16 protein-coding genes and 1 pseudogene are annotated in these 18,733 nt (G+C 63.9%); 12 read left to right on the plus strand and 5 right to left on the minus strand.

What is annotated here, in order from left to right; translation table 11 throughout:
- Positions 1 to 260: 260 nt before the first annotated feature.
- The 6 genes from kdpF (at position 261) to ACW9H9_RS24335 (ending at position 8,229) form a co-directional block, all read left to right on the plus strand.
- Complete coding sequence (kdpF, locus tag ACW9H9_RS24310; RefSeq protein WP_003218754.1) at positions 261 to 350, plus strand: K(+)-transporting ATPase subunit F; 90 nt, start codon at positions 261 to 263, stop codon at positions 348 to 350.
- A gap of 9 nt (positions 351 to 359) precedes the next feature.
- Positions 360 to 2,054, plus strand: a complete 1,695-nt coding sequence (kdpA, locus tag ACW9H9_RS24315; protein WP_457345764.1) for a potassium-transporting ATPase subunit KdpA — start codon at positions 360 to 362, stop codon at positions 2,052 to 2,054.
- A gap of 11 nt (positions 2,055 to 2,065) precedes the next feature.
- The gene (gene kdpB, locus ACW9H9_RS24320) at positions 2,066 to 4,123 is read left to right on the plus strand and encodes a potassium-transporting ATPase subunit KdpB (RefSeq protein WP_457345765.1); all 2,058 of its coding nucleotides are present in this window, start codon (positions 2,066 to 2,068) and stop codon (positions 4,121 to 4,123) included.
- A 67-nt stretch (positions 4,124 to 4,190) separates the two neighbouring features.
- Positions 4,191 to 4,736, plus strand: a complete 546-nt coding sequence (kdpC, locus tag ACW9H9_RS24325) for a potassium-transporting ATPase subunit KdpC (protein WP_457345766.1) — start codon at positions 4,191 to 4,193, stop codon at positions 4,734 to 4,736.
- Between the two features lie 105 nt (positions 4,737 to 4,841).
- Complete coding sequence (locus ACW9H9_RS24330) at positions 4,842 to 7,493, plus strand: DUF4118 domain-containing protein (protein WP_457345767.1); 2,652 nt, start codon at positions 4,842 to 4,844, stop codon at positions 7,491 to 7,493.
- Positions 7,494 to 7,530: 37 nt separating this feature from the next.
- Complete coding sequence (locus ACW9H9_RS24335; RefSeq protein ID WP_457345768.1) at positions 7,531 to 8,229, plus strand: response regulator; 699 nt, start codon at positions 7,531 to 7,533, stop codon at positions 8,227 to 8,229.
- Between the two features lie 32 nt (positions 8,230 to 8,261).
- Here ACW9H9_RS24335 and ACW9H9_RS24340 read toward each other — a convergent pair whose 3' ends face one another.
- Positions 8,262 to 9,299, minus strand: coding sequence for a patatin-like phospholipase family protein (locus tag ACW9H9_RS24340; protein ID WP_457345769.1), 1,038 nt, complete (start codon positions 9,297 to 9,299; stop codon positions 8,262 to 8,264).
- Positions 9,300 to 9,499: 200 nt separating this feature from the next.
- Between ACW9H9_RS24340 and ACW9H9_RS24345 the strand changes: the two genes are divergently transcribed.
- The 3 genes from ACW9H9_RS24345 to ACW9H9_RS24355 all read left to right on the plus strand — a co-directional run bounded on the left by ACW9H9_RS24345 (position 9,500) and on the right by ACW9H9_RS24355 (position 11,525).
- Complete coding sequence (locus ACW9H9_RS24345; RefSeq protein WP_457345771.1) at positions 9,500 to 9,778, plus strand: hypothetical protein; 279 nt, start codon at positions 9,500 to 9,502, stop codon at positions 9,776 to 9,778.
- Between the two features lie 83 nt (positions 9,779 to 9,861).
- Positions 9,862 to 10,626: a CHAD domain-containing protein gene (locus ACW9H9_RS24350; RefSeq protein WP_457345772.1), complete on the plus strand. Its 765-nt coding sequence runs from the start codon at positions 9,862 to 9,864 to the stop codon at positions 10,624 to 10,626.
- Between the two features lie 101 nt (positions 10,627 to 10,727).
- A complete protein-coding gene (locus ACW9H9_RS24355) occupies positions 10,728 to 11,525 on the plus strand; it encodes an acyl-CoA thioesterase (protein WP_457345773.1) in 798 nt (265 codons plus the stop codon).
- A 25-nt stretch (positions 11,526 to 11,550) separates the two neighbouring features.
- Here ACW9H9_RS24355 and ACW9H9_RS24360 read toward each other — a convergent pair.
- The 3 genes and pseudogenes from ACW9H9_RS24360 to ACW9H9_RS24370 form a co-directional block, all read right to left on the minus strand.
- A pseudogene (locus tag ACW9H9_RS24360) lies at positions 11,551 to 11,802 on the minus strand (terminase); the annotation flags it as partial.
- A 131-nt stretch (positions 11,803 to 11,933) separates the two neighbouring features.
- Entirely contained in the window at positions 11,934 to 13,415 is a 1,482-nt protein-coding gene (locus ACW9H9_RS24365; protein ID WP_457345774.1) for a methyl-accepting chemotaxis protein, read from the minus strand.
- A gap of 96 nt (positions 13,416 to 13,511) precedes the next feature.
- Positions 13,512 to 14,318, minus strand: coding sequence for a TatD family hydrolase (locus ACW9H9_RS24370; protein ID WP_457345775.1), 807 nt, complete (start codon positions 14,316 to 14,318; stop codon positions 13,512 to 13,514).
- A 240-nt stretch (positions 14,319 to 14,558) separates the two neighbouring features.
- On the opposite strand from ACW9H9_RS24370, the gene ACW9H9_RS24375 reads away from it, so the two are divergent.
- The 3 genes from ACW9H9_RS24375 to ACW9H9_RS24385 all read left to right on the plus strand — a co-directional run bounded on the left by ACW9H9_RS24375 (position 14,559) and on the right by ACW9H9_RS24385 (position 17,087).
- Positions 14,559 to 15,980 (plus strand): transglycosylase SLT domain-containing protein, encoded by a 1,422-nt coding sequence (locus ACW9H9_RS24375; RefSeq protein WP_457345776.1) that lies wholly within the window; start codon positions 14,559 to 14,561, stop codon positions 15,978 to 15,980.
- Between the two features lie 104 nt (positions 15,981 to 16,084).
- A complete protein-coding gene (locus ACW9H9_RS24380) occupies positions 16,085 to 16,519 on the plus strand; it encodes a DoxX family protein (protein ID WP_457345777.1) in 435 nt (144 codons plus the stop codon).
- A gap of 259 nt (positions 16,520 to 16,778) precedes the next feature.
- Entirely contained in the window at positions 16,779 to 17,087 is a 309-nt protein-coding gene (locus ACW9H9_RS24385) for a class I SAM-dependent methyltransferase (protein WP_457345778.1), read from the plus strand.
- A gap of 4 nt (positions 17,088 to 17,091) precedes the next feature.
- Here the strand turns inward: ACW9H9_RS24385 and ACW9H9_RS24390 are convergent, their stop codons facing one another.
- Positions 17,092 to 18,642, minus strand: coding sequence for a Gldg family protein (locus ACW9H9_RS24390; protein ID WP_457345779.1), 1,551 nt, complete (start codon positions 18,640 to 18,642; stop codon positions 17,092 to 17,094).
- Positions 18,643 to 18,733: the final 91 nt, after the last annotated feature.

Consider the following 18,733-nt stretch of genomic DNA (forward strand, 5'->3'; position numbering starts at 1 on the left):
TGCAGCGTGCATGCCAGTCGGCACGCACTTGTCGTAAAGCCGCCGAACTGTCGCCATCGGAACAGTTTGGCGTTTGAATCTTCCCGCTGGCGCACCAGACAAGGGCACCTGCACCTGTCAGAACCCCCTGTAAACCCCGCATAAACCCACTCTTTACGCCGTCTTTACGCCCCGCCTGCCGCCTCGCTCTCGTTCCTTTACGCCACTCCTTCAGACAATTGCCCCACACGCGGCACTTGCCGCCATTCGGAGAAACTTCCATGAGCGTTCTGGACGGGGTGTCACTGCTACTGGCCGTGGCACTGTTCATTTATCTGCTGGTTGCGCTGCTACGCGCAGACCGGAACTAGGAGCGGGCCATGCACAGTTATGACTATTGGCTGATCATCGCCTTCTTTGCCGTCGTGCTGGTTCCGGCACCCTGGCTGGGACGGTTCTATTACAGGGTCATGGAAGGCCAGCGCACCTGGCTGACCCCGGTGCTGGGGCCGGTGGAAAAAGCCTGTTATCGGCTTTCCGGTGTCGACGCAGCGCAAGAGCAAAGCTGGCAGAAGTACACGCTGGCGCTGCTGGCGTTCAATCTCGCAGGCTTCATGCTGCTGTTCGTGATCCTGCTGTTCCAAAAGTACCTGCCGCTGAACCCGCAGAAATTGCCGGGTCAGGAATGGACCCTGGCCTTCAACACCGCCATCAGTTTCATGACCAACACCAACTGGCAGTCCTACAGCGGTGAAGCGTCCCTGAGCTACCTCAGCCAGATGGTCGGCCTCACCGTGCAGAACTTTGTCAGCGCCGCCACCGGCCTGGCCGTGCTGGTCGCGTTGTGCCGGGGTATCGGTCGCAAGTCCACCAAGACCCTGGGCAACTTCTGGGTCGACATGACCCGCGCCACGCTCTACGGCCTGTTGCCGTTGTGCCTGGTGTTGGCGTTGTTCCTGGTGTGGCAAGGCGTGCCGCAGACCTTCGCGCACTACGTCAATGCCGTCACCATGCAAGGCGTCGACCAGGTGATCCCGCTGGGCCCGGCTGCCAGCCAGATTGCGATCAAGCAACTGGGCACCAACGGCGGCGGCTTCTTTGGGGCCAACTCGGCGCACCCTTTTGAAGACCCGACCGCCTGGGCCAACCTGTTCGAGATGGCTTCGATCATCCTGATCCCGGTGGCGCTGGTGTTTACCTTTGGCCATTACGTGAAAGACCTGCGTCAGAGCCGCGCGATTCTGGGCTGCATGCTCGCCCTGTTCCTGATCGGCGGCGCCACCGCGATGTGGGCCGAGTACCAGCCCAACCCTGCGTTGAACAACCCGGCGGTGGAACAGACCGCGCCGCTGGAAGGCAAGGAAGTACGCTTTGGCACCACGGGCACTGTGCTCTGGTCGGTGGCCACCACCGCGGCGTCCAACGGGTCGGTCAACGGCATGCAAGACAGCCTCAACCCCCTGAGCGGCATGGTGTCGCTGGTCAACATGATGGTCGGCGAAGTGATCTTCGGCGGCGTGGGTGCGGGCATGTACGGGATGTTGCTCAACGTGCTGATCGCCGTGTTCCTCGCGGGCCTGATGATCGGCCGTACGCCGGAATACCTGGGCAAGAAACTCCAGGCCAAGGAAGTGCAACTGCTGGTGGTCACCCTGTTGGTGATGCCGGTCGGCACCCTGGTGCTCGGCGCCATCGCCGCCAGCCTGCCTGGCCCAGCAGGGGCCATCAGTAACCCCGGCCCGCATGGTTTCAGCCAGTTGCTCTATGCCTACACCTCGGCCAGTGCCAACAACGGGTCGGCGTTCGGCGGTTTCAGCGCCAACACCGCGTTCCACAACCTGATGTTGAGCCTGTCGATGTTGCTCGGCCGCTTCGGCTACATCCTCCCGGTACTGGCATTGGCCGGCAGCCTGGCGATGAAAAAGACCGCACCCGTTGGCCAGAACAGCTTCCCCACACACGGCCCGCTGTTCGTGACCCTGTTGACCGTGACCATCTTGCTGGTGGGCGGCCTGACCTTCCTGCCAACGCTGGCACTGGGCCCGATTGCTGAACACCTGAGCATGGGCTTCTGAGGGATATGAAAATGAATATGCCTGCAAAAAATGCGGCTCCGGCCAACACCCAGGAGTCTGCCAAGACCGCGATCTCGGCCCTGTGGCGCCCGGCGCTGGTTCAAGCGTTCGTCAAATTGGACCCCCGCCAGTTACAACGCTCGCCCGTGATGCTGGTGGTGGAACTCACCGCCATCCTCACCACCGTGCTGTGCGTGGTGCCGGACACGTCGGTGCCCACCTTTGTTGCCGTGCAGATCGCCGTGTGGCTGTGGTTCACCGTGCTGTTCGCCAACTTCGCCGAAGCGTTGGCCGAAGGTCGCGGCAAAGCCCGCGCCGACAGCCTCAAGGCCGGCAGTGAAGGCCTGGGCGCACGCCGCAAAGAGGCCGATGGCAGCTTCAAGGTCGTGCCCGCCACCAGCCTGCGCAAGGGCGACGTGGTTCGCGTGGTGGCCGGGGAAATGATCCCGGGCGACGGTGAAGTCATCGAAGGCATCGCCGCGGTCAACGAAGCGGCGATCACCGGTGAGTCCGCCCCGGTCATCCGTGAGTCCGGCGGCGACCGCTCGGCCGTGACCGGCAACACCCGCCTGGTGTCGGACTGGCTGATGATCCGCATCACCGCCAACCCCGGCGAGTCGACCCTGGACCGCATGATCGCGCTGGTGGAAGGCGCCAAACGCCAGAAAACCCCCAACGAAGTCGCGCTGGACATCCTGCTCATCGGCCTGACCCTGATCTTCTTGCTGGTGGTCGTGACCCTGCAGCCGTTCGCTCACTTCGCCAACGGCAGCCTGCCGCTGGTGTTCCTGGTGGCGCTGTTGGTCACACTGATCCCCACCACCATTGGTGGCCTGCTCTCGGCCATCGGTATCGCCGGGATGGACCGCCTGGTGCGCCTCAACGTCATCGCCAAATCCGGCCGTGCGGTGGAAGCGGCGGGGGACGTACACGTGTTGCTGCTGGACAAGACCGGCACCATCACGTTCGGCAACCGCCGTTGCACCGCCGTGCTCGCCGCGCCCGGCGTGAGTGGCAAGGAACTGTCTGAAGGCGCGCTGCTGGCGTCGCTGGCGGATGACACCGCCGAAGGCAAATCCATCGTCGAATACCTGCGCGCCCTGCACCCGCAGGCCGAGCCGTCCGCCGACGAACTCACCGCCGTCCCGTTCAGCGCCGAAACCCGCTTGTCCGGCGTCGACTACCAAGGCCGCGTGTTTCGCAAAGGCGCGGTGGATTCGTTACTGGCGTTCATCGGCCAGAAACGCAGTGACCTGCAACCGGCCATGTCCCGGGAGATCGACAAAATCGCCCAGAGCGGTGGCACGCCCTTGCTGGTGTGCGCAGACGGCAAATTGCTCGGCGCCATCCACCTCAAGGACGTGGTCAAGCCCGGCATTCGCGAGCGTTTTGCCGAACTGCGCAAGCTGGGCATTCGCACCGTGATGGTCACCGGCGACAACCCGCTGACCGCTGCCGCCATCGCTGCCGAAGCGGGCGTGGATGACGTTTTGGCCGAAGCCACGCCCGAGAAAAAACTCGCGCGCATTCGTCATGAACAGAACGACGGCCGCCTGGTTGCCATGTGCGGCGACGGCGCCAACGACGCCCCGGCGCTGGCCCAGGCCGATGTGGGCATGGCCATGAACGACGGCACCCAGGCCGCCCGCGAAGCGGCCAACATGGTCGACCTCGACAGCGACCCCACCAAGCTGCTGGACGTGGTGCAGATCGGCAAGGAGCTGTTGGTGACCCGCGGTGCGCTCACCACCTTTTCCATCGCCAACGACGTGGCCAAGTACTTTGCGATCCTGCCCGCGCTGTTCGCGGCGATCTACCCGCAACTGGGCGTGCTCAACGTGATGCACCTGCAAAGCCCGCAGAGCGCGATCCTGTCGGCCATCGTGTTCAACGCGCTGATCATCGTGGTGCTCATCCCGCTGGCGCTGCGCGGTGTGCGGGTGCAGGCGGCGAGTGCGGCGGCGTTGCTGCGCCGCAACCTGCTGATCTACGGCGTGGGTGGGATCCTGGTGCCGTTCGTGGGCATCAAGGCCATCGACATGCTGCTGACCGCGCTGCACCTGGTGTAACCCCAGCACTGCCGGGGCCGGCAAGTGGGCCCCGGCAGGTCGCGATAACACAATTGAGGAATGTGAAATGTCCAACATGATCCGCCCGGCCCTGAGCCTTTTAGTGTTGATGACCCTGATCACCGGCGTGGCCTACCCGCTGGTGGTCACAGGCGTTGCGCAAGTCGCCTTCCCGGAGCAGGCCAACGGCAGCCTCCTGCACGATGATCAAGGCAAAGTGCGCGGCTCCAGCCTGATCGCCCAGGACTTTACCGGCGACGGCTGGTTTCATCCGCGCCCGTCCGCTGGTGCCTTTGCGACGGTTTCCAGCAGCGCCAGCAACCTGAGCCCGAGCAACCCTGCGCTGGCCACTCGGGTGTTTGACGACGCCAAAAAGCAGCAAGTGCCTGACCAGGGCCCGGTGCCCTTGGCGCTGTTGACTACCTCTGGCAGCGGTCTTGATCCACACTTGCCACCTTCAGCGATTGCCTATCAACTGGCACGTGTGGCCGCCGCGCGCAACTTGCCGCTCGCGACCGTGCAACAGTTGGCGGGCGAATACACCGAGAAACCGCTGATCGGCCCGCCCGTGGTCAATGTGCTGGCGCTGAACATGGCGCTGGAAAAGCTGTAAGCCGTACCGCCTCCCTCGCGGCCAATGCCCTCCAGAATGTGGCAGCGGCCTTGCCCGCGATGAGGGCCTGAAATGTTCGACCCACCTGTTTGAAGGAACCCGCGCATGAGCGACTCCGGCCGCGCCGACGCCCTCCTAGCCGACCTGCCCCGGGACGGCCGTGGCCGGCTCAAAGTCTTCCTGGGCGCCGCCCCCGGCGTGGGCAAGACTTACGCCATGCTGCAGGCCGCCCATACTCAGTTGCGCCAGGGCGTGCGGCTGATCGCAGGGGTGGTAGAAACCCACGGCCGCGCCGAAACCGAAGCCTTGCTCAGCGGCCTGCCGCAACAGCCCCTGCAGCGCTCGGAATACCGTGGCGTGATGCTCGAAGAAATGGACCTGGACGGCCTGCTCGCCGCCAAACCCAAGCTGGTGCTGGTGGACGAACTGGCCCACAGCAACGCCCCCGGCAGCCGTCATGAAAAGCGCTGGCAAGACATTCAGGAACTGCTCGCTGCCGGTATCAACGTCTTCACCACGGTCAACGTCCAGCACCTGGAAAGCCTCAACGACCAGGTGCGCGGCATCACGGGCGTGCAGGTGCGCGAAACCTTGCCCGACTGGGTGTTGCAGGAGGCCGATGAACTGCTGTTGATCGACCTGCCATCGCGCGAGCTGCTCGAGCGCCTGCGTGACGGCAAGGTCTACGTGCCGGAGCAGGCGCGTGCCGCCATCGATGCCTTCTTTACCCAGACCAACCTCATGGCCCTGCGTGAGCTGGCGATGCAGACCGCCGCGGCCCACGTCGACGACGACCTGACCCAAGGCTACCGCCAACTCGGCCAGGCCGCGCCCACCGTGCGCGGCCGCTTGTTGGTGGGCGTGGACGGTGACGCCCAGGCCGAGCGCCTGGTGCGCCACGCCAGCCGCGTGGCCCAGCGTCGGCATTTGCCGTGGAGCCTGGTGCATGTGGACAACGGCCGCGCGCGCGATGAACAGTCGCGGTTGCGCCTGCAAAACGCCCAGCAACTGGCCGAACGTCTTGGCGGTGAAGTGGTGTTGCTGCGCGCGGGCGAGGTGGCCAAGACCCTGATCGAACACGCCGCCGAGCGCCGGGCCAGCCTGGTACTGGTGGGCCAGTCGCGGCCGCGTTGGCGGCGCACGCTGTGGGGCGGCGGCCTGGCTGCCCGTCTGCTGCGCAATGCGCGAGGCTTGGAAATCAACGTGCTCGACAGCGACGACTTGCCCGCGCCACCGCGCCTGCCCGAAGTGCGCGGGCTGGTGTGGTTCGACTACGGCCTGGCGGTGGTCGCCACCGTGCTGGCCGCCGCCGTGGCCTGGGGCGTTTCCAGTGTGCTGCCGCTGCCCAACATCTCCCTGGTGTTTCTGGCTGCCGTGCTGCTGGTGGCGGTGCGCAGCAGCCTTGGCCCGGCGCTGGCCTGTGCGGCGCTGTCCTTCTTGAGCTACGACTTTCTGTTTATCCCGCCTAACTTCTCCTTTGCCATCCAGCGCGAAGAAGACGTGCTCACGCTGCTGTTCTTCCTGTTGATGGCGGCGCTCACCGGTAACCTCGCCGCTCGCCAGCGCCGCCAGTTGCAGGCGCTGCGCGACACCCAGGAAGAAACCACCGAGTTGCTCGACCTGTCGCGCAAACTCACCGCCGCCACCGACCGCCAGGCGGTGATCAGCGCCGCGGCCCATCACCTGGAAGGCTGGAGCGACCTGCAATTGTGCCTGGTCAATCGGGACGGGCAGGGCGACTGGAAGGTCGAAACCGGCGGCCCCATCCTCTTCAGCGAGGCCGAACGCGCCGCCGCCGACTGGGCCTGGCAGCACGATCAGCCGGCCGGCATGGGCACCGGCACCTTGCCGTTCGGGCGTTGGTGGTGGTGGCCGTTGTCGGGCGAAGAAGGCCCGCTAGGGTTGCTGGGCTTGAGCCCCAAACCCGGCTTTGAGTTGAGCGGCCAACGCCGCCGCTTGCTCACCGCCTTGAGCCAGCCACTGGCCCAGGCCCTGGCCCGTGCGCAACTGGCCCAGGAGCTGGAGGCGGCGCGCTTGCACGGCGAAACCGAGCAACTGCGCAGCGCGCTGCTGGCGTCGGTGTCCCATGACCTGCGCACACCGCTGACCGCCATGCGCGGCAGCATCGACAGCTTGCTGGCACTCGGCGAGGCGATCCCGCTACAGGACCGCCAGGAATTGCTGGAAGGCACGCGCGACGAGGCCGAACGCCTGGATCGCTACATCCAGAACCTCTTGGACATGACCCGCCTGGGGCACGGCGCCTTGAAACTGGCGCGTGACTGGGTATCGCCCGGCGACATCGTCGGCAGCTCCCTGGGCCGTTTACGCGCCGTGCTCGCGCCGTTGCAAGTCACCACCGACGTACCGCCCGAGCTGCCGCTGCTGTATGTGCATGCCGCCCTGATCGAACAGGCGCTGGTCAACGTGTTGGAAAACGCCGCACGATTTTCGCCACCTCAGGGGCGTTTGCAACTGAGTGCCGGGGTGGCCGAGCAACAACTGTTTTTTGCCGTCGCCGATGAGGGCCCGGGGATCCCCGAAGACGAGCGCGCCAAAATTTTCGACATGTTCTACACCGCCGCCCGTGGCGACCGTGGCGGGCAGGGCACGGGGCTTGGCCTGGCCATCTGCCAGGGCATGGTCGGTGCGCACGGCGGGCACATCAGTGTGGCCGACGGCATCGAAGGGCGAGGCACCTGCATCACGCTGTTCTTGCCGTTGCAAGCACAGCCTGGCCTGGAAAGCGAACCGTGAGCTACCCTGTTTTCTTCACTGATTTTGATTGGACACCATGAGCCAGACCGCGACGATTTTGGTCATCGATGACGAGCCGCAGATCCGCAAGTTTCTGCGCATCAGCCTGGCTTCCCAGGGCTACAAAGTAATCGAGGCCGGCACCGGCAACGAAGGCCTGGCCCAGGCGGCCTTGAGCAAGCCTGACTTGCTGGTACTCGACCTCGGCCTGCCCGACATGGACGGTCAGCAAGTGCTGCGCGAGTTTCGTGAATGGGCGACGGCGCCGGTATTGGTGTTGTCGGTGCGCGCCAGCGAAGCGCAAAAAGTCGAGGCGCTGGACAACGGTGCCAACGACTATGTGACCAAACCGTTCGGCATCCAGGAGTTCCTCGCCCGCGTGCGCGCCCTGCTGCGCCAGGCCCCGGCGGGGGAAGCTCAAGAAGCGGCCTTGCGCTTCGGGCCGCTGACGGTCGACCTGGCCTACCGCCGGGTCTTGCTGGACGGCGTCGAAGTGGCGCTGACGCGCAAGGAATATGCGGTGCTGGCACAACTGGCACGGCACCCCGGGCGGGTCATCACCCAGCAGCAATTGCTCAAGGACATCTGGGGCCCTACCCATACCGAAGACAGTCACTACCTGCGGATTGTGGTCGGGCATTTGCGGCAGAAACTCGCGGATGACCCCACCCGGCCGAGGTTTATCGTGACCGAGGCGGGGGTGGGGTATCGGTTACTGAGTGCCGAGGTTTCATAAGCCTGGGCGTTGACTGCAATGAGGCCGCGGTTTCAGTGTTCTTCACTTTCATAGCGGTCCAGCGTATCCCGGGCAATCTCACGGCCCAGGGCGATCAACTCCGGCGCCTTGTAAAACTCGAAAAACCGGCACACCCGCTTCGGCACGTTGATCAACACGTCCGGCGGATACCCGGCGATCTTGTACTGCGCCAACGAGGTCTGCATCACCTCGAAACTCTGGTTGATCAAGTCCAGCAACGACGCGGGCCCTACGTTATCGATGATGAACGAGCCGGTCGCCGACTTTGGCGCCCCGGCTTCTTGCGGGGCCGCCGCCGGTTGCTGGGCCTCGGGCTCGGCGGCGTCCAGCCATGGGTTGATCTCGGCGGCCTGCGCGTGCAGCGCTTCGCGTTCGAGCAACAACAACTGTTCGGCCTGCTTGCGCCGAAACGGCAAATGCGAACCCAACGAGCGCACCAGGTTGTCAAAGCGGCTCTTGAACGCGGGCGGGCGGGGGATCACCGGCAATTTGTAGTGCTTCTGGTTGGTGGCGTTAAGGTTGACCGCGATGATCAGGTCGCAATGGCTCGACACCACCGGCACGATGGGCAGCGGGTTCAGCAGGCCGCCGTCCACCAGCATGCGGTTGCCTTGCATCACCGGGGTGAACAGGCTGGGGATGGCCGCCGAGGCGCGCATGGCCTGGTGCAGGCAGCCTTCCTGGAACCAGATTTCCTGCTGGTTGGTGAGGTCGGTGGCCACGGCGGTGTAGGGGATGCGCAGGTCTTCGATATTGAGCTCGCCCACGATCTTGCGGATCTGTCCAAAAACCTTTTCACCGCGTATCGCCCCCAGGCGAAAACTCACGTCCACCAGGCGCAGCACGTCGAGGTAGTCCAGGCTCTCGATCCAGTTACGGTACTGCTCCAGCTTGCCGGCGGCATACACCCCGCCCACCACCGCGCCCATGGAACACCCGGCGATGCAGGCGATGTCGTAGCCGCGCCGTTCGATTTCCTCGATCACGCCGATGTGGGCGTAACCCCGGGCGCCGCCGGAGCCGAGCACCAATGCAACACGTTTGTTCATGAGCCGATCCTTCGCAAGACAGGTGCCCACAATGCACCCATCGGGGGGCGCGCTTCAATCACGCCGCGCCCATGCATTTATTTTTGTGAGCGGGCGGCTATGCTCGGGTAAGCTCTGGCGATTCACGCTGCCGGGCAAGGCACTTTTCTTTGTAGGCAGCGTCTACTCGCTACGACTGTTTTTCTTTGAGGTGTGATGTGATGAAAGCCTGGATGTGTGTGCCCGTGATGGCGTTGGCGTTGGCGGGTTGCGCCGGTAAAACCGCGTACCGCGACAACTGCGCAACGCAACTGGATGCCGCCTGGCACGAACTGGACCTGGCCAAGGCGGAAGGATTTGCCGGCACCGTCAGTTACTCCAAGGCCTTGTCACTGTTGACCGGTGCCAAAACCCAGCAACAATTCGAAGCCTTCGAAGGGTGCTCGAGCAAAGCCGAGAAGGCGCGTTTTTACATTCGTGAGTCTCGCGCCGGGCGTTGATCCCGGTCAGCCTGCGGGGCGCCGTCGTCGTTAAAGTGGTACGTGGCCCTGAAGGCCACGCTCATTAACAGGGGGAGAGCAGGATGTCCGCGTTGGTCGATCAGTTAGTCGCTCAGGTCGTTGGCCTGGAAGTAGGGTTGCTGAGCTGCCAGGCGCGTCTCGCGGCTGTCACCGACGACGAAGCCTTGCACGATTTACGCACCACCGTGCGGCGCCTACGCAGCTTGCTGCGACCCTTGCGCGGCTTGCCCGGCGTGGAGCCGCTGGAAGCGGCCGCCAGTGCCGTCGGCCAATACACCACCCCGCTGCGTGACCGCGAGGTGCTGGCCGCTTACTTGCAGGCGCACGGTCACCATGAGGCCGCCACCCGGCGCCTGCGCCAGCAGCCCACTACCTACCGCGCAGTGGCGCGCAGCAGCGAGCTTGCGCACTTGCTACGGGTGCTCGAAGCGTTTCCCCGCTCCATCCGCGCCGCCCAGCGCCAGAAACTGCTCAAAGGCCTGCGCACACGCATTGAAAAACGTCTGGCCAAACAATGGAAAACCCTCGGTGAGACGCTGCACGACCCCCATCACGACCGGCATCGCCTGCGCCTGATGATCAAGCGCGTGCGCTACGCCGCCGAGGCCTACCCCGAACTGGATACGCTTGCGGCCAAATCCATGTCCCGTCTCAAGGCCGCGCAAAGCGCGTTGGGCGACTGGCACGATTGCTGGCAATGGTTGGCCCAGGCCGGGCACCAGCCCGATTTGCAGCCCTGTGTGCCGGGGTGGCATCGCACCATGACGCACGCCGAAGGGCGCGCGGACCAGGTGCTGGACGCCTTGAGTCGTGACTGTTTTGCCTGAGCGGGCGGCTTATCTGTCCGCGCTTTTGGCGGTTACAGGCGCTGTAAGGCGCGGGTTGGCTGGTTAAGATCCCTCACACGTTTTTTGTGTTTGAGACTGCCATGCGCTTTAGTGATTTGCTCGACGCCGCCCGCCATGATCCGCTCGCTGTGACCATCCCCGCCGACTGGGCCCAGGGCCGCGCCACGTTTGGCGGGCTGGTGGTGGCCTTGCAGTACGAGGCGATGCGCACACGGGTGCCTGCGGATCGACCGCTGCGTTCGTTGGCGATTACCTTTGTGGGGCCGGTCGCGGCTGACGTACCCGCACGTTATGAAGTGCAAGTGCTGCGCGAAGGCAAGGCCGTGAGCCAGTTGCTCGGCCAGGTGGTGCAGAACGGAGAAGTGGCCACGTTGGTGCAGGCCAGTTTTGGCGCCTCACGCGCCTCGTACATTGATGTGCCGGCCGAGCCCGCGCCGGTTTTCAAGCACTGGGACGACTGCCAGGAACTTCCCTACGTCAAAGGCGTTACGCCGCAATTTATGCGCAACACCGCGATGCGCTGGAGCGTAGGCGGGCTGCCGTTTACCGGCACAAAGTCCCGCGAGCTGGGCGGCTGGGTACGCCTGCGCGGTGATGTAAAAGAAGAGGCGTTGACCGAGTCGCACATCCTCGCCCTGGTGGACGCTTGGCCGCCCTCATTGATGCCGCACCTGCGCCAGCCCGCGCCGGGCAGCACCCTCACCTGGACCATCGAGTTCGTGCAGCCGTTGCCCGCGCTGACCACTCTGGACTGGTGCCAATACCTAGTACACATCGAGCACGCCCGCGACGGCTATGGCCACGGCGCCGCGAAGCTGTGGGGGCCGCAAGGCCAATTGATCGCCATCAGCCGTCAGACCGTCGTGGTGTTTGCCTAGCGTGCAGCGTTTATAAGGACACCGTGGTGAACGGCTCGCTGGCGCGGGCCTCCAGTCCGTGACCGTGACGTTGCAGCGCCAGGCCTGCCACGATACCGACCGCACCAATCGCGGCACTGGCGACGCTCAGGCTGAACACCCCGGACACAATCAGCAAAAAGCCGAGGATGAACAGCGGTACGGCAATCAATTGCAGCGCCAGGTGGGTGGGGTGCTGATGGTTTTGCGGGGCGTGGCGCCATTGCCACGCGGGGAGGTTGGGGTGACGTTTGCCCATGGTGGTAACTCCTCTGTCCGTTTAAACAACTTGAACAGAGTTTAGGAGCGGCGCCCGGCCGGGGGCGAATCAAGGCTCGCTATCGGGTCCATAGGCGCGTAGGGCGGGCACGCCTAAAGGACTCCGGCGATTTACAGCTTCAACTGGCCGATGGCCTTGTTCAACTCGCCCGCCAGCGTGGCCAGTTCATTGCTGGTGGTGGCGGAGTCCACCGTCTGTTGCACGGTGTTCTCGGTGACGTCGCGAATGCCCACCACCGCCCGGTTCATCTCTTCGGCCACCTGGCTTTGCTGTTCGGCGGCCACGGCTATCTGGGTGTTGCTCTCGCGCATTTGCGCCACGGCGCCGGTGATTTCTGCAAGGGCGGCGCCGGCTTCCTGGGCCTGTTGCACGCAGTCATCGGCCTTGAACGAGCTTTCTTGCATGAAGTCCACCGCATCTCGTGTGCCGGCTTGCAGGGCGGACACCATCAGGGTGATTTCGTCGGTGGAGCTTTGCACGCGCTTGGCCAGGTTGCGCACCTCATCGGCGACCACCGCGAACCCCCGGCCCATTTCCCCGGCGCGGGCCGCCTCGATGGCGGCATTGAGGGCCAGCAGGTTGGTCTGCTCGGCGATGCTGTGGATCACCCCCACCACGCTGTTGATCTTCTGGCTGTCTTCGGCCAGCCGCTGGATCATCTCGGCGGTTTGCTGCACGCCGCTGGACAACCCGGCAATCGAGCGCTGCACCCGCGTGACCACCGCCTGGCCGCTGCCCGCCAGGGTGTCGGCGGTCTGGGACAGGTCGCGCGTGGCGCCAGCGTGCTGGGCGATGTGGTACACGGTGGCGGTCATTTCGTTGATCGCCGTGGCCGCCTGGTCGGTTTCGCTTTGCTGGCCCAGCATGCCGTGCTGCACCTCGTTCATGCTGCTGGCCAGGCGGGCGGCGCCGTCATCCAGCTGCCGGGCGGTGCGGGCGACGGTGTTGACCACGCGTTGATAACCGGCCTGCATGGCGTTGAACGCATTCGCCATCTGCCCGACCTCGTCCCGGCCCGCCAGCGGCACGCGGGCCGACAGGTCGCCGGTTTTTTCAACGTGCAGCATCACGTCCTTCAAGGTGTTGAGTTGGCTGAGCAGAAAGCGGATCAACAGTTGCGAGGCGCCGAGCATGGCCAGCATCAGGATCAGCACCGCCACCGCGTAGTGGGCAAAACGCGCGGTGAACACCTGGCTCAAGCTGGGCGCGTAGGCCAGCACGGCCACCTGCTGCCCGTCGGCGCGGCGGATGACCTGGGCACCCATCAACGGGTTTTCACCCCAGAACGGCAGGTGATTAAACGCCACCCAACCCGTTGCACCCTTTAGCCCGGTCAGATCCTGACCGGCCAGCTGTGGGACCTGATCCTGGGCAAAGATCAGCCATTGCTCATTCTTGGGTAGGGGCTGGTCGGCGGGCCAGGCATTCAGCAACCGGGCCTGGGCGTGCGCCGAGGCTTGGGACGCCTGGCTGCGCGCCTGTTGTTCCAGCTGCACGGCGTACAGCACCAGCAGCAGGGTGGTGATGAACGCAACGGCGTTCACGGCCCAGAACTTGTACTTCAGTGAGATATTGCTAAGCCAGGTACCCATGGAAGGTCTTCTCTGATAGCGGAAACAGCATTGGCAAGGTGCCATTATTGTGCCGCTACGCAGAGGAGGGGTCTTGATGTGGGTCAATGTGCCGCGTCAATCCGGCACGGGCAGCCCGAAAAAGGCGCGGGCACAGGCGGTGGTGTGTTGAGCCAGGTCGTGTGGGGTTTCGTTGCGGTGCAGCGCCACCTCACGCAGGACTTCCGGCAAATAGGCCGGTTCGTTACGGCCGTTTTTCGGTTTGGGCCGCAAGGTGCGTGGCAGCAAATAAGGCGCGTCGCTTTCCAGCATCAGACGGCCCCGGGGAATTTCCCTGACCAGTGGGTGCAGGTGCGTCCCACGGCGTTCGTCGCAAATCCAGCCGGTAATCCCGATGTGCAGGTCCAGGTCCAGGTAGCTGAACAGCGCCCGCTGCTCGCCGGTAAAGCAATGCACCACCGCGGCGGGCAGCCGGTCGCGGTAATCGCGCAGGATCTCCAACAGGCGCGGGTTGGCATCGCGCTCGTGCAGAAACACCGGCATGTTCAGCTCCACGGCGAGGGCCAGGTGTTCTTCAAGGACTTTTTCTTGTTGCGGGCGCGGGGAAAAGTCGCGGTTGAAATCCAGCCCGCATTCACCCACGGCCCGCACGCGGGTTTCCTTGAGCAGGTCACGCAGGCGCCGGGCGCTGTCGGCGTTCCAGTCGCTGGCAGAGTGGGGGTGAATACCGGCGGTGGCGAACAGGCGCTGGCCGCTGTCATCGAGTTTTTCGCACAGGTGCAGGGCCCGTTCACTGCCCTCGATGGCGGTGCCGGTGAGCACCAATTGCTGCACGCCGGCGGCAAATGCACGGTCGAGAACCTCTACATGCCTGTCGTCGAAACTTGGGTTGGTCAGGTTGACGCCGATATCAATGAGTTGCATGGTGCTACCTCCGCCTGCGGTCGGAAAGCATACCAGAGCAGTAGATTTATAAGAAAAGCCTAGAACTACAACGAGTTAAAGCTGTCTTTGAAAGTCGCAAGTGATGCCGCGACGGGCGATTGGCCCGCAACTGCGCCACTTATCGTGCCAAAGCCTGCGCTCACGGCGCTCTGTTTCTGCCCTTAAACACTTCGTTTTTTGCGAAGCGTCGGGCCGTATTCTTTCTTTTCCGGAGAGCGGATGATCCGACCCTCGGCGGTATTCATGTTGTGCCTGACCCTGCTTGTGCCCATGGCGGCGCTCGCACGTCTGGACGGCCCGCTGGAGGTGACCAAGCCTGGCCAGGTGCGCGACCTGGCCGAGATCCGCAGCAGCCGCACCTTGCGGGTCCTGGTCAACCAGAGCCGCAACAGCTCCGGTGAAGTCCAGGGCCAGGCCATCGGCATCGAATACCATCGCCTGCGCGCCTTTGAGCAATACCTCAATGGCCACGCCCGTGACGGTGAGGCGATCAACCTCAAGATTATCCCCAAAGCCAAGGACCAGTTGCTTGGTGCGTTGGCGCGCGGCGAGGGCGACCTGGTGGCCCCCGGCGAATTGCTGGACATGAAAGCCACGCACAAGATCACCACCAGCGACCCGATTGCCAGTGACGTTCCGCTGTGGCTGGTGGGCCTCAAGGGCGAGCGGCGGTTTACCCGGCTGGAGCAGTTATCGGGGCGCACCGTGGCGCTGACCACCGGCAGCGCGGCCGCAGACGCCATCAATCAGGTCAACCAGAAGCTGGCGTTGCACAAACAGCCGCCGGTCAAGGTGGAATGGGTGGACCCAAGCCTGGCGGTCGAAGACGTGCTGGAGATGGTCCAGGCGGGCATCTTCCACCTGACCATTGTCGAGCGGCCGATTGCCGAGCGTTGGGCGAAGATCCTGCCCAAGTTGCGCTTTGATCGCCAAGTGGCCATCAGCGAGCCGGGCGAAGAGTATTGGTTCGTTCGCCAGGATGCGGCCATGTTGCGGGCCAGCATCGACCGTTTCCTCAAGACCTACCGCACGCCGTCGGACCAGGACTCGGCGTTCCAGCGCATTTACCGGCGCCTGTATCAAGTGCGCTATCCGTTGGCCAAGGCCGACCGCCAGCGCCTGGAAAAACTGCGCCCGGTGCTGCAAAAACATGCCCGCGAACAAAACATGGACTGGCTCAACCTGGCGGCCCTGGCCTTCAAGGAGTCGGCCCTGGACCCTGGCGCCCGCAGCAGCGGCGGCCCCACCGGGCTGATGCAGATCACCCCCTCGGCGGCCCAGCGCGTGGGGGTGAACAACGTCGAGAACCTGGACAGCAATGTGCAGGCCGGGGCGTGTTACCTGGCGATGATCCGCCGCAAATTCTTTGCCAGCCCCAAGCTCAATGAACGCGAGCGCATGGCGTTTGTACTGGCCGCGTACAACATGGGCCCGGAGCGTGTGCAGGGCATGCGCGCCGAGGCCCGGCGCCGGGGGTTGAACCCCAACCAGTGGTTCTTTCAGGTCGAGCGCATTGCCATGGAGCAGGTGGGAATGAGCGGGGTCAGCTACGTTAATAGTGTGAACAAGTACTACTTGGCGTTTGACCGGGAACGGGCTTCCCTGGAGCCGTCCTCACCCAAGATTGCCTCACGGAAATAATCGATTTAATCGATGGTTATTAAGCAAATTACCGGCTTTTATCATTGCTTAAACTGATTAATATAGCGGCCAACCCAACCCCTATGTTGAAAAGGATTTAACCCATGAGCTCATTGATCACCCGCATCCTCGCCACCCGTGCAGGTTTTGGCCTGACCCTGCTGCGCATTCCGGTGGGCATCGTCTTTGCCGCCCACGGCTCGCAAAAACTGTTTGGCTGGTTCGGCGGCGGCGGCCTGGCGGGCACCGCGCAATGGATGGAAAGCATCGGCCTGGCGCCGGGCACGCTGATGGCCTTGTTGTCGGGCGGTACGGAGTTCTTCGCCGGCCTTGCGTTGATCATCGGCTTGCTGGCCCGCCCGGCGGCGCTGGGGCTGACCATCATTTCGCTGGTGGCGATTTTCTCGGTGCATATCCACAACGGTTTGTTCATGGCCAACAACGGTTATGAGTTTGCACTGGCACTGCTTGGCGGTACGTTGGCGGTGTTGCTCGAAGGGGCTGGCAAGTTGTCAGTGGACCGCGCGATCGTCAACTGACCGTTGCATGTACCGCTAAAGCCCGCCGCGTGCGGGCTTTTTCGTGGGTCGCGATTCTTGACACTGCCCCACGGGCTTCTCTAGGATGCTGCCCATGCGCCGATTTAAACAGCTAATTGCGGGGCGCCAACGGTGACTGATCACAGTCCCGCCAGAAACCGGTTGCCCGGCATGGGCCAGGTTTCGAAATACCGCTAAAGCGCTGGTTCGGTGTTGCCTCTCACCTGCCCGCAGACGTTTGAGGCAGAGACACGACACGATGAATGCACTACGCCCCCTTATTCGCCTGGCTCCGATCACCGCGGACCTGACTCATTCCAATCCAAAGATCCTGCTGGGCGGCAAGCACCAGCCCACGCTGCTGCGTTACCTGGATGGCTGGCCGCGTCGCACCGGGCGTCCGTCGGCGTTCATGATTCAATTTGTCGAAGACGGCGAATCGCTCGCGCGTTTTGCAAGCAACAGCTTTGACCTAGCGGTTATCCAGGCCCCCTGCGCCGAACACGCGGGCGACATGATCCGGCATCTGACCCGCATCGCCCGGCAAGGCTTGATTACCCGGCGCTGAGCCGTCAGTACAGGGCCCGCAACCCACCGCGCCGTCGACGGCGTACCTGAGCAATGCCCAATGCGATCAGGCACAGCATCAATGGCACGGGAAAAACAGTCAGCTGTTTGACCTGCCTGTCCAGGGCATGCACCTCACCATAGGCCTGCTGGCGCAGCGCGTGAATTTCCATTGGCAGGCGCAAGCGTTCTTTGTTGAGCGCCTGCAACAGCGGGTGGCTGGTGACCGCCTGGGTGGCCGTGGCCACGGTCGGTGGATTGAGGCGCTGCCATTCTTGTTCTGTTTGAGCCAGGCGCTGTTCCAGCTCGCCGACTTGCCCGCGGTACGCCCGCTCGGCGGCATCCCGCAAGGCCTGTTGGCGCCCGGGTGGCCCGGGGTTGCTCGGGCGGGCGCGCAGGTTTGCCAATGCATGAGGTGCGGCCAGGTTGTCCAATGTGTTCAACACAAATGTGGTGTTGCCTGCCGCAGCGGCACCCACGCGATCACTGAGCAGGTCGGTGTCGGCCACCACCACCACCTGGATATTGGCAGCCTTCTGCAGGCCGGTCTTGGCGCCGTCGAGGCCGTCTGGAAACGCGGAATACGCCGGCCCTTCAAGGCGTGCGGCGATCACCTGCGGTTGATCGCGGGTAGCGACTTCTGCGAGCAGGGCGCCGAATGTGTGCGCATCGGCAAAGCGCGTGGCGTCAAATAACGCCGCTTGGCCCGAGCTTTGGAGCAGCGGGGTAAATGTGGTGCGCGCACGTTTGAGGGGAGCCAGCGCGCCGCTGCTCAACACGGTCACGGTGTGCAGCTTCAGTGTGGCGGGGTCGTGCTGCGCCATGGCTGCGCGGGGCAAGGTCAGCGCGGCAGGATGGCGAACGGCGGCTTGGCCGGGGTGGATCACGGCGGTGCTGGCGTAGGTGGCGTCGGCCAGTACCTGGCGGCCCGGCATGTGTATGCCCCAGGCCGTCAGCAGGCCGTCAAGGGTCGAGGGGGTGGCGGGGGCGGTGGCCCTTTCGGCCTGCGGGTCGATAAACATCATCACCTTGCCACCGCCCAATACAAACTGGTCAACCGCGTACAACGCCTGATCCGGCAACCTGCCGGGATCCACCAGCAGCAGGGTTTTGACATGGGCGGGAATGTGCTCGACCTGCGGTCCCAGGGTCACCAGGTTAAAGTGGCCACGCAGTGCCTGGAGCACTTGCCAGGGCGGGGTGAGGGTCTGGCCTTTCTTGTCTTTCTCGCCGTCCATGGGCAGTGCCGAGAGTACGCCGATGACGGGCTGCTCTGGATGCGCCACCTTGTGAATCAAATGGCTGATTTCATACTCCAGCAACGGTTCCCGGTCTTTGCTGAACGACTCGATTCGCTGTGCGCCGTGACCTGCAAGGGTGCCGATCAGGCCGAAAAACGCCGGGTTGCCGTCCAGCCCAAACAGACGGGCTTTGTATTCTTCCTCGGAAAAAGGCGTGGGATTGATCAGGTGCAGGTTGATCTTGCCCTTGGCCAGGCTTTCATACTCCCTGAGTAATGCCTCGACCTGCCGCGCATAGTTTCCCCCTTCGCCCAACTTTTTTTGAGTGTTGTAGCTGTTGAAAAAATACAGGGGCGGTTGCAGGAACCGAGTGCAACACGGTCATTGAATTGAAGAGGGGGCCTCA

The organism is Pseudomonas sp. SDO5215_S409 (assembly GCF_054071325.1).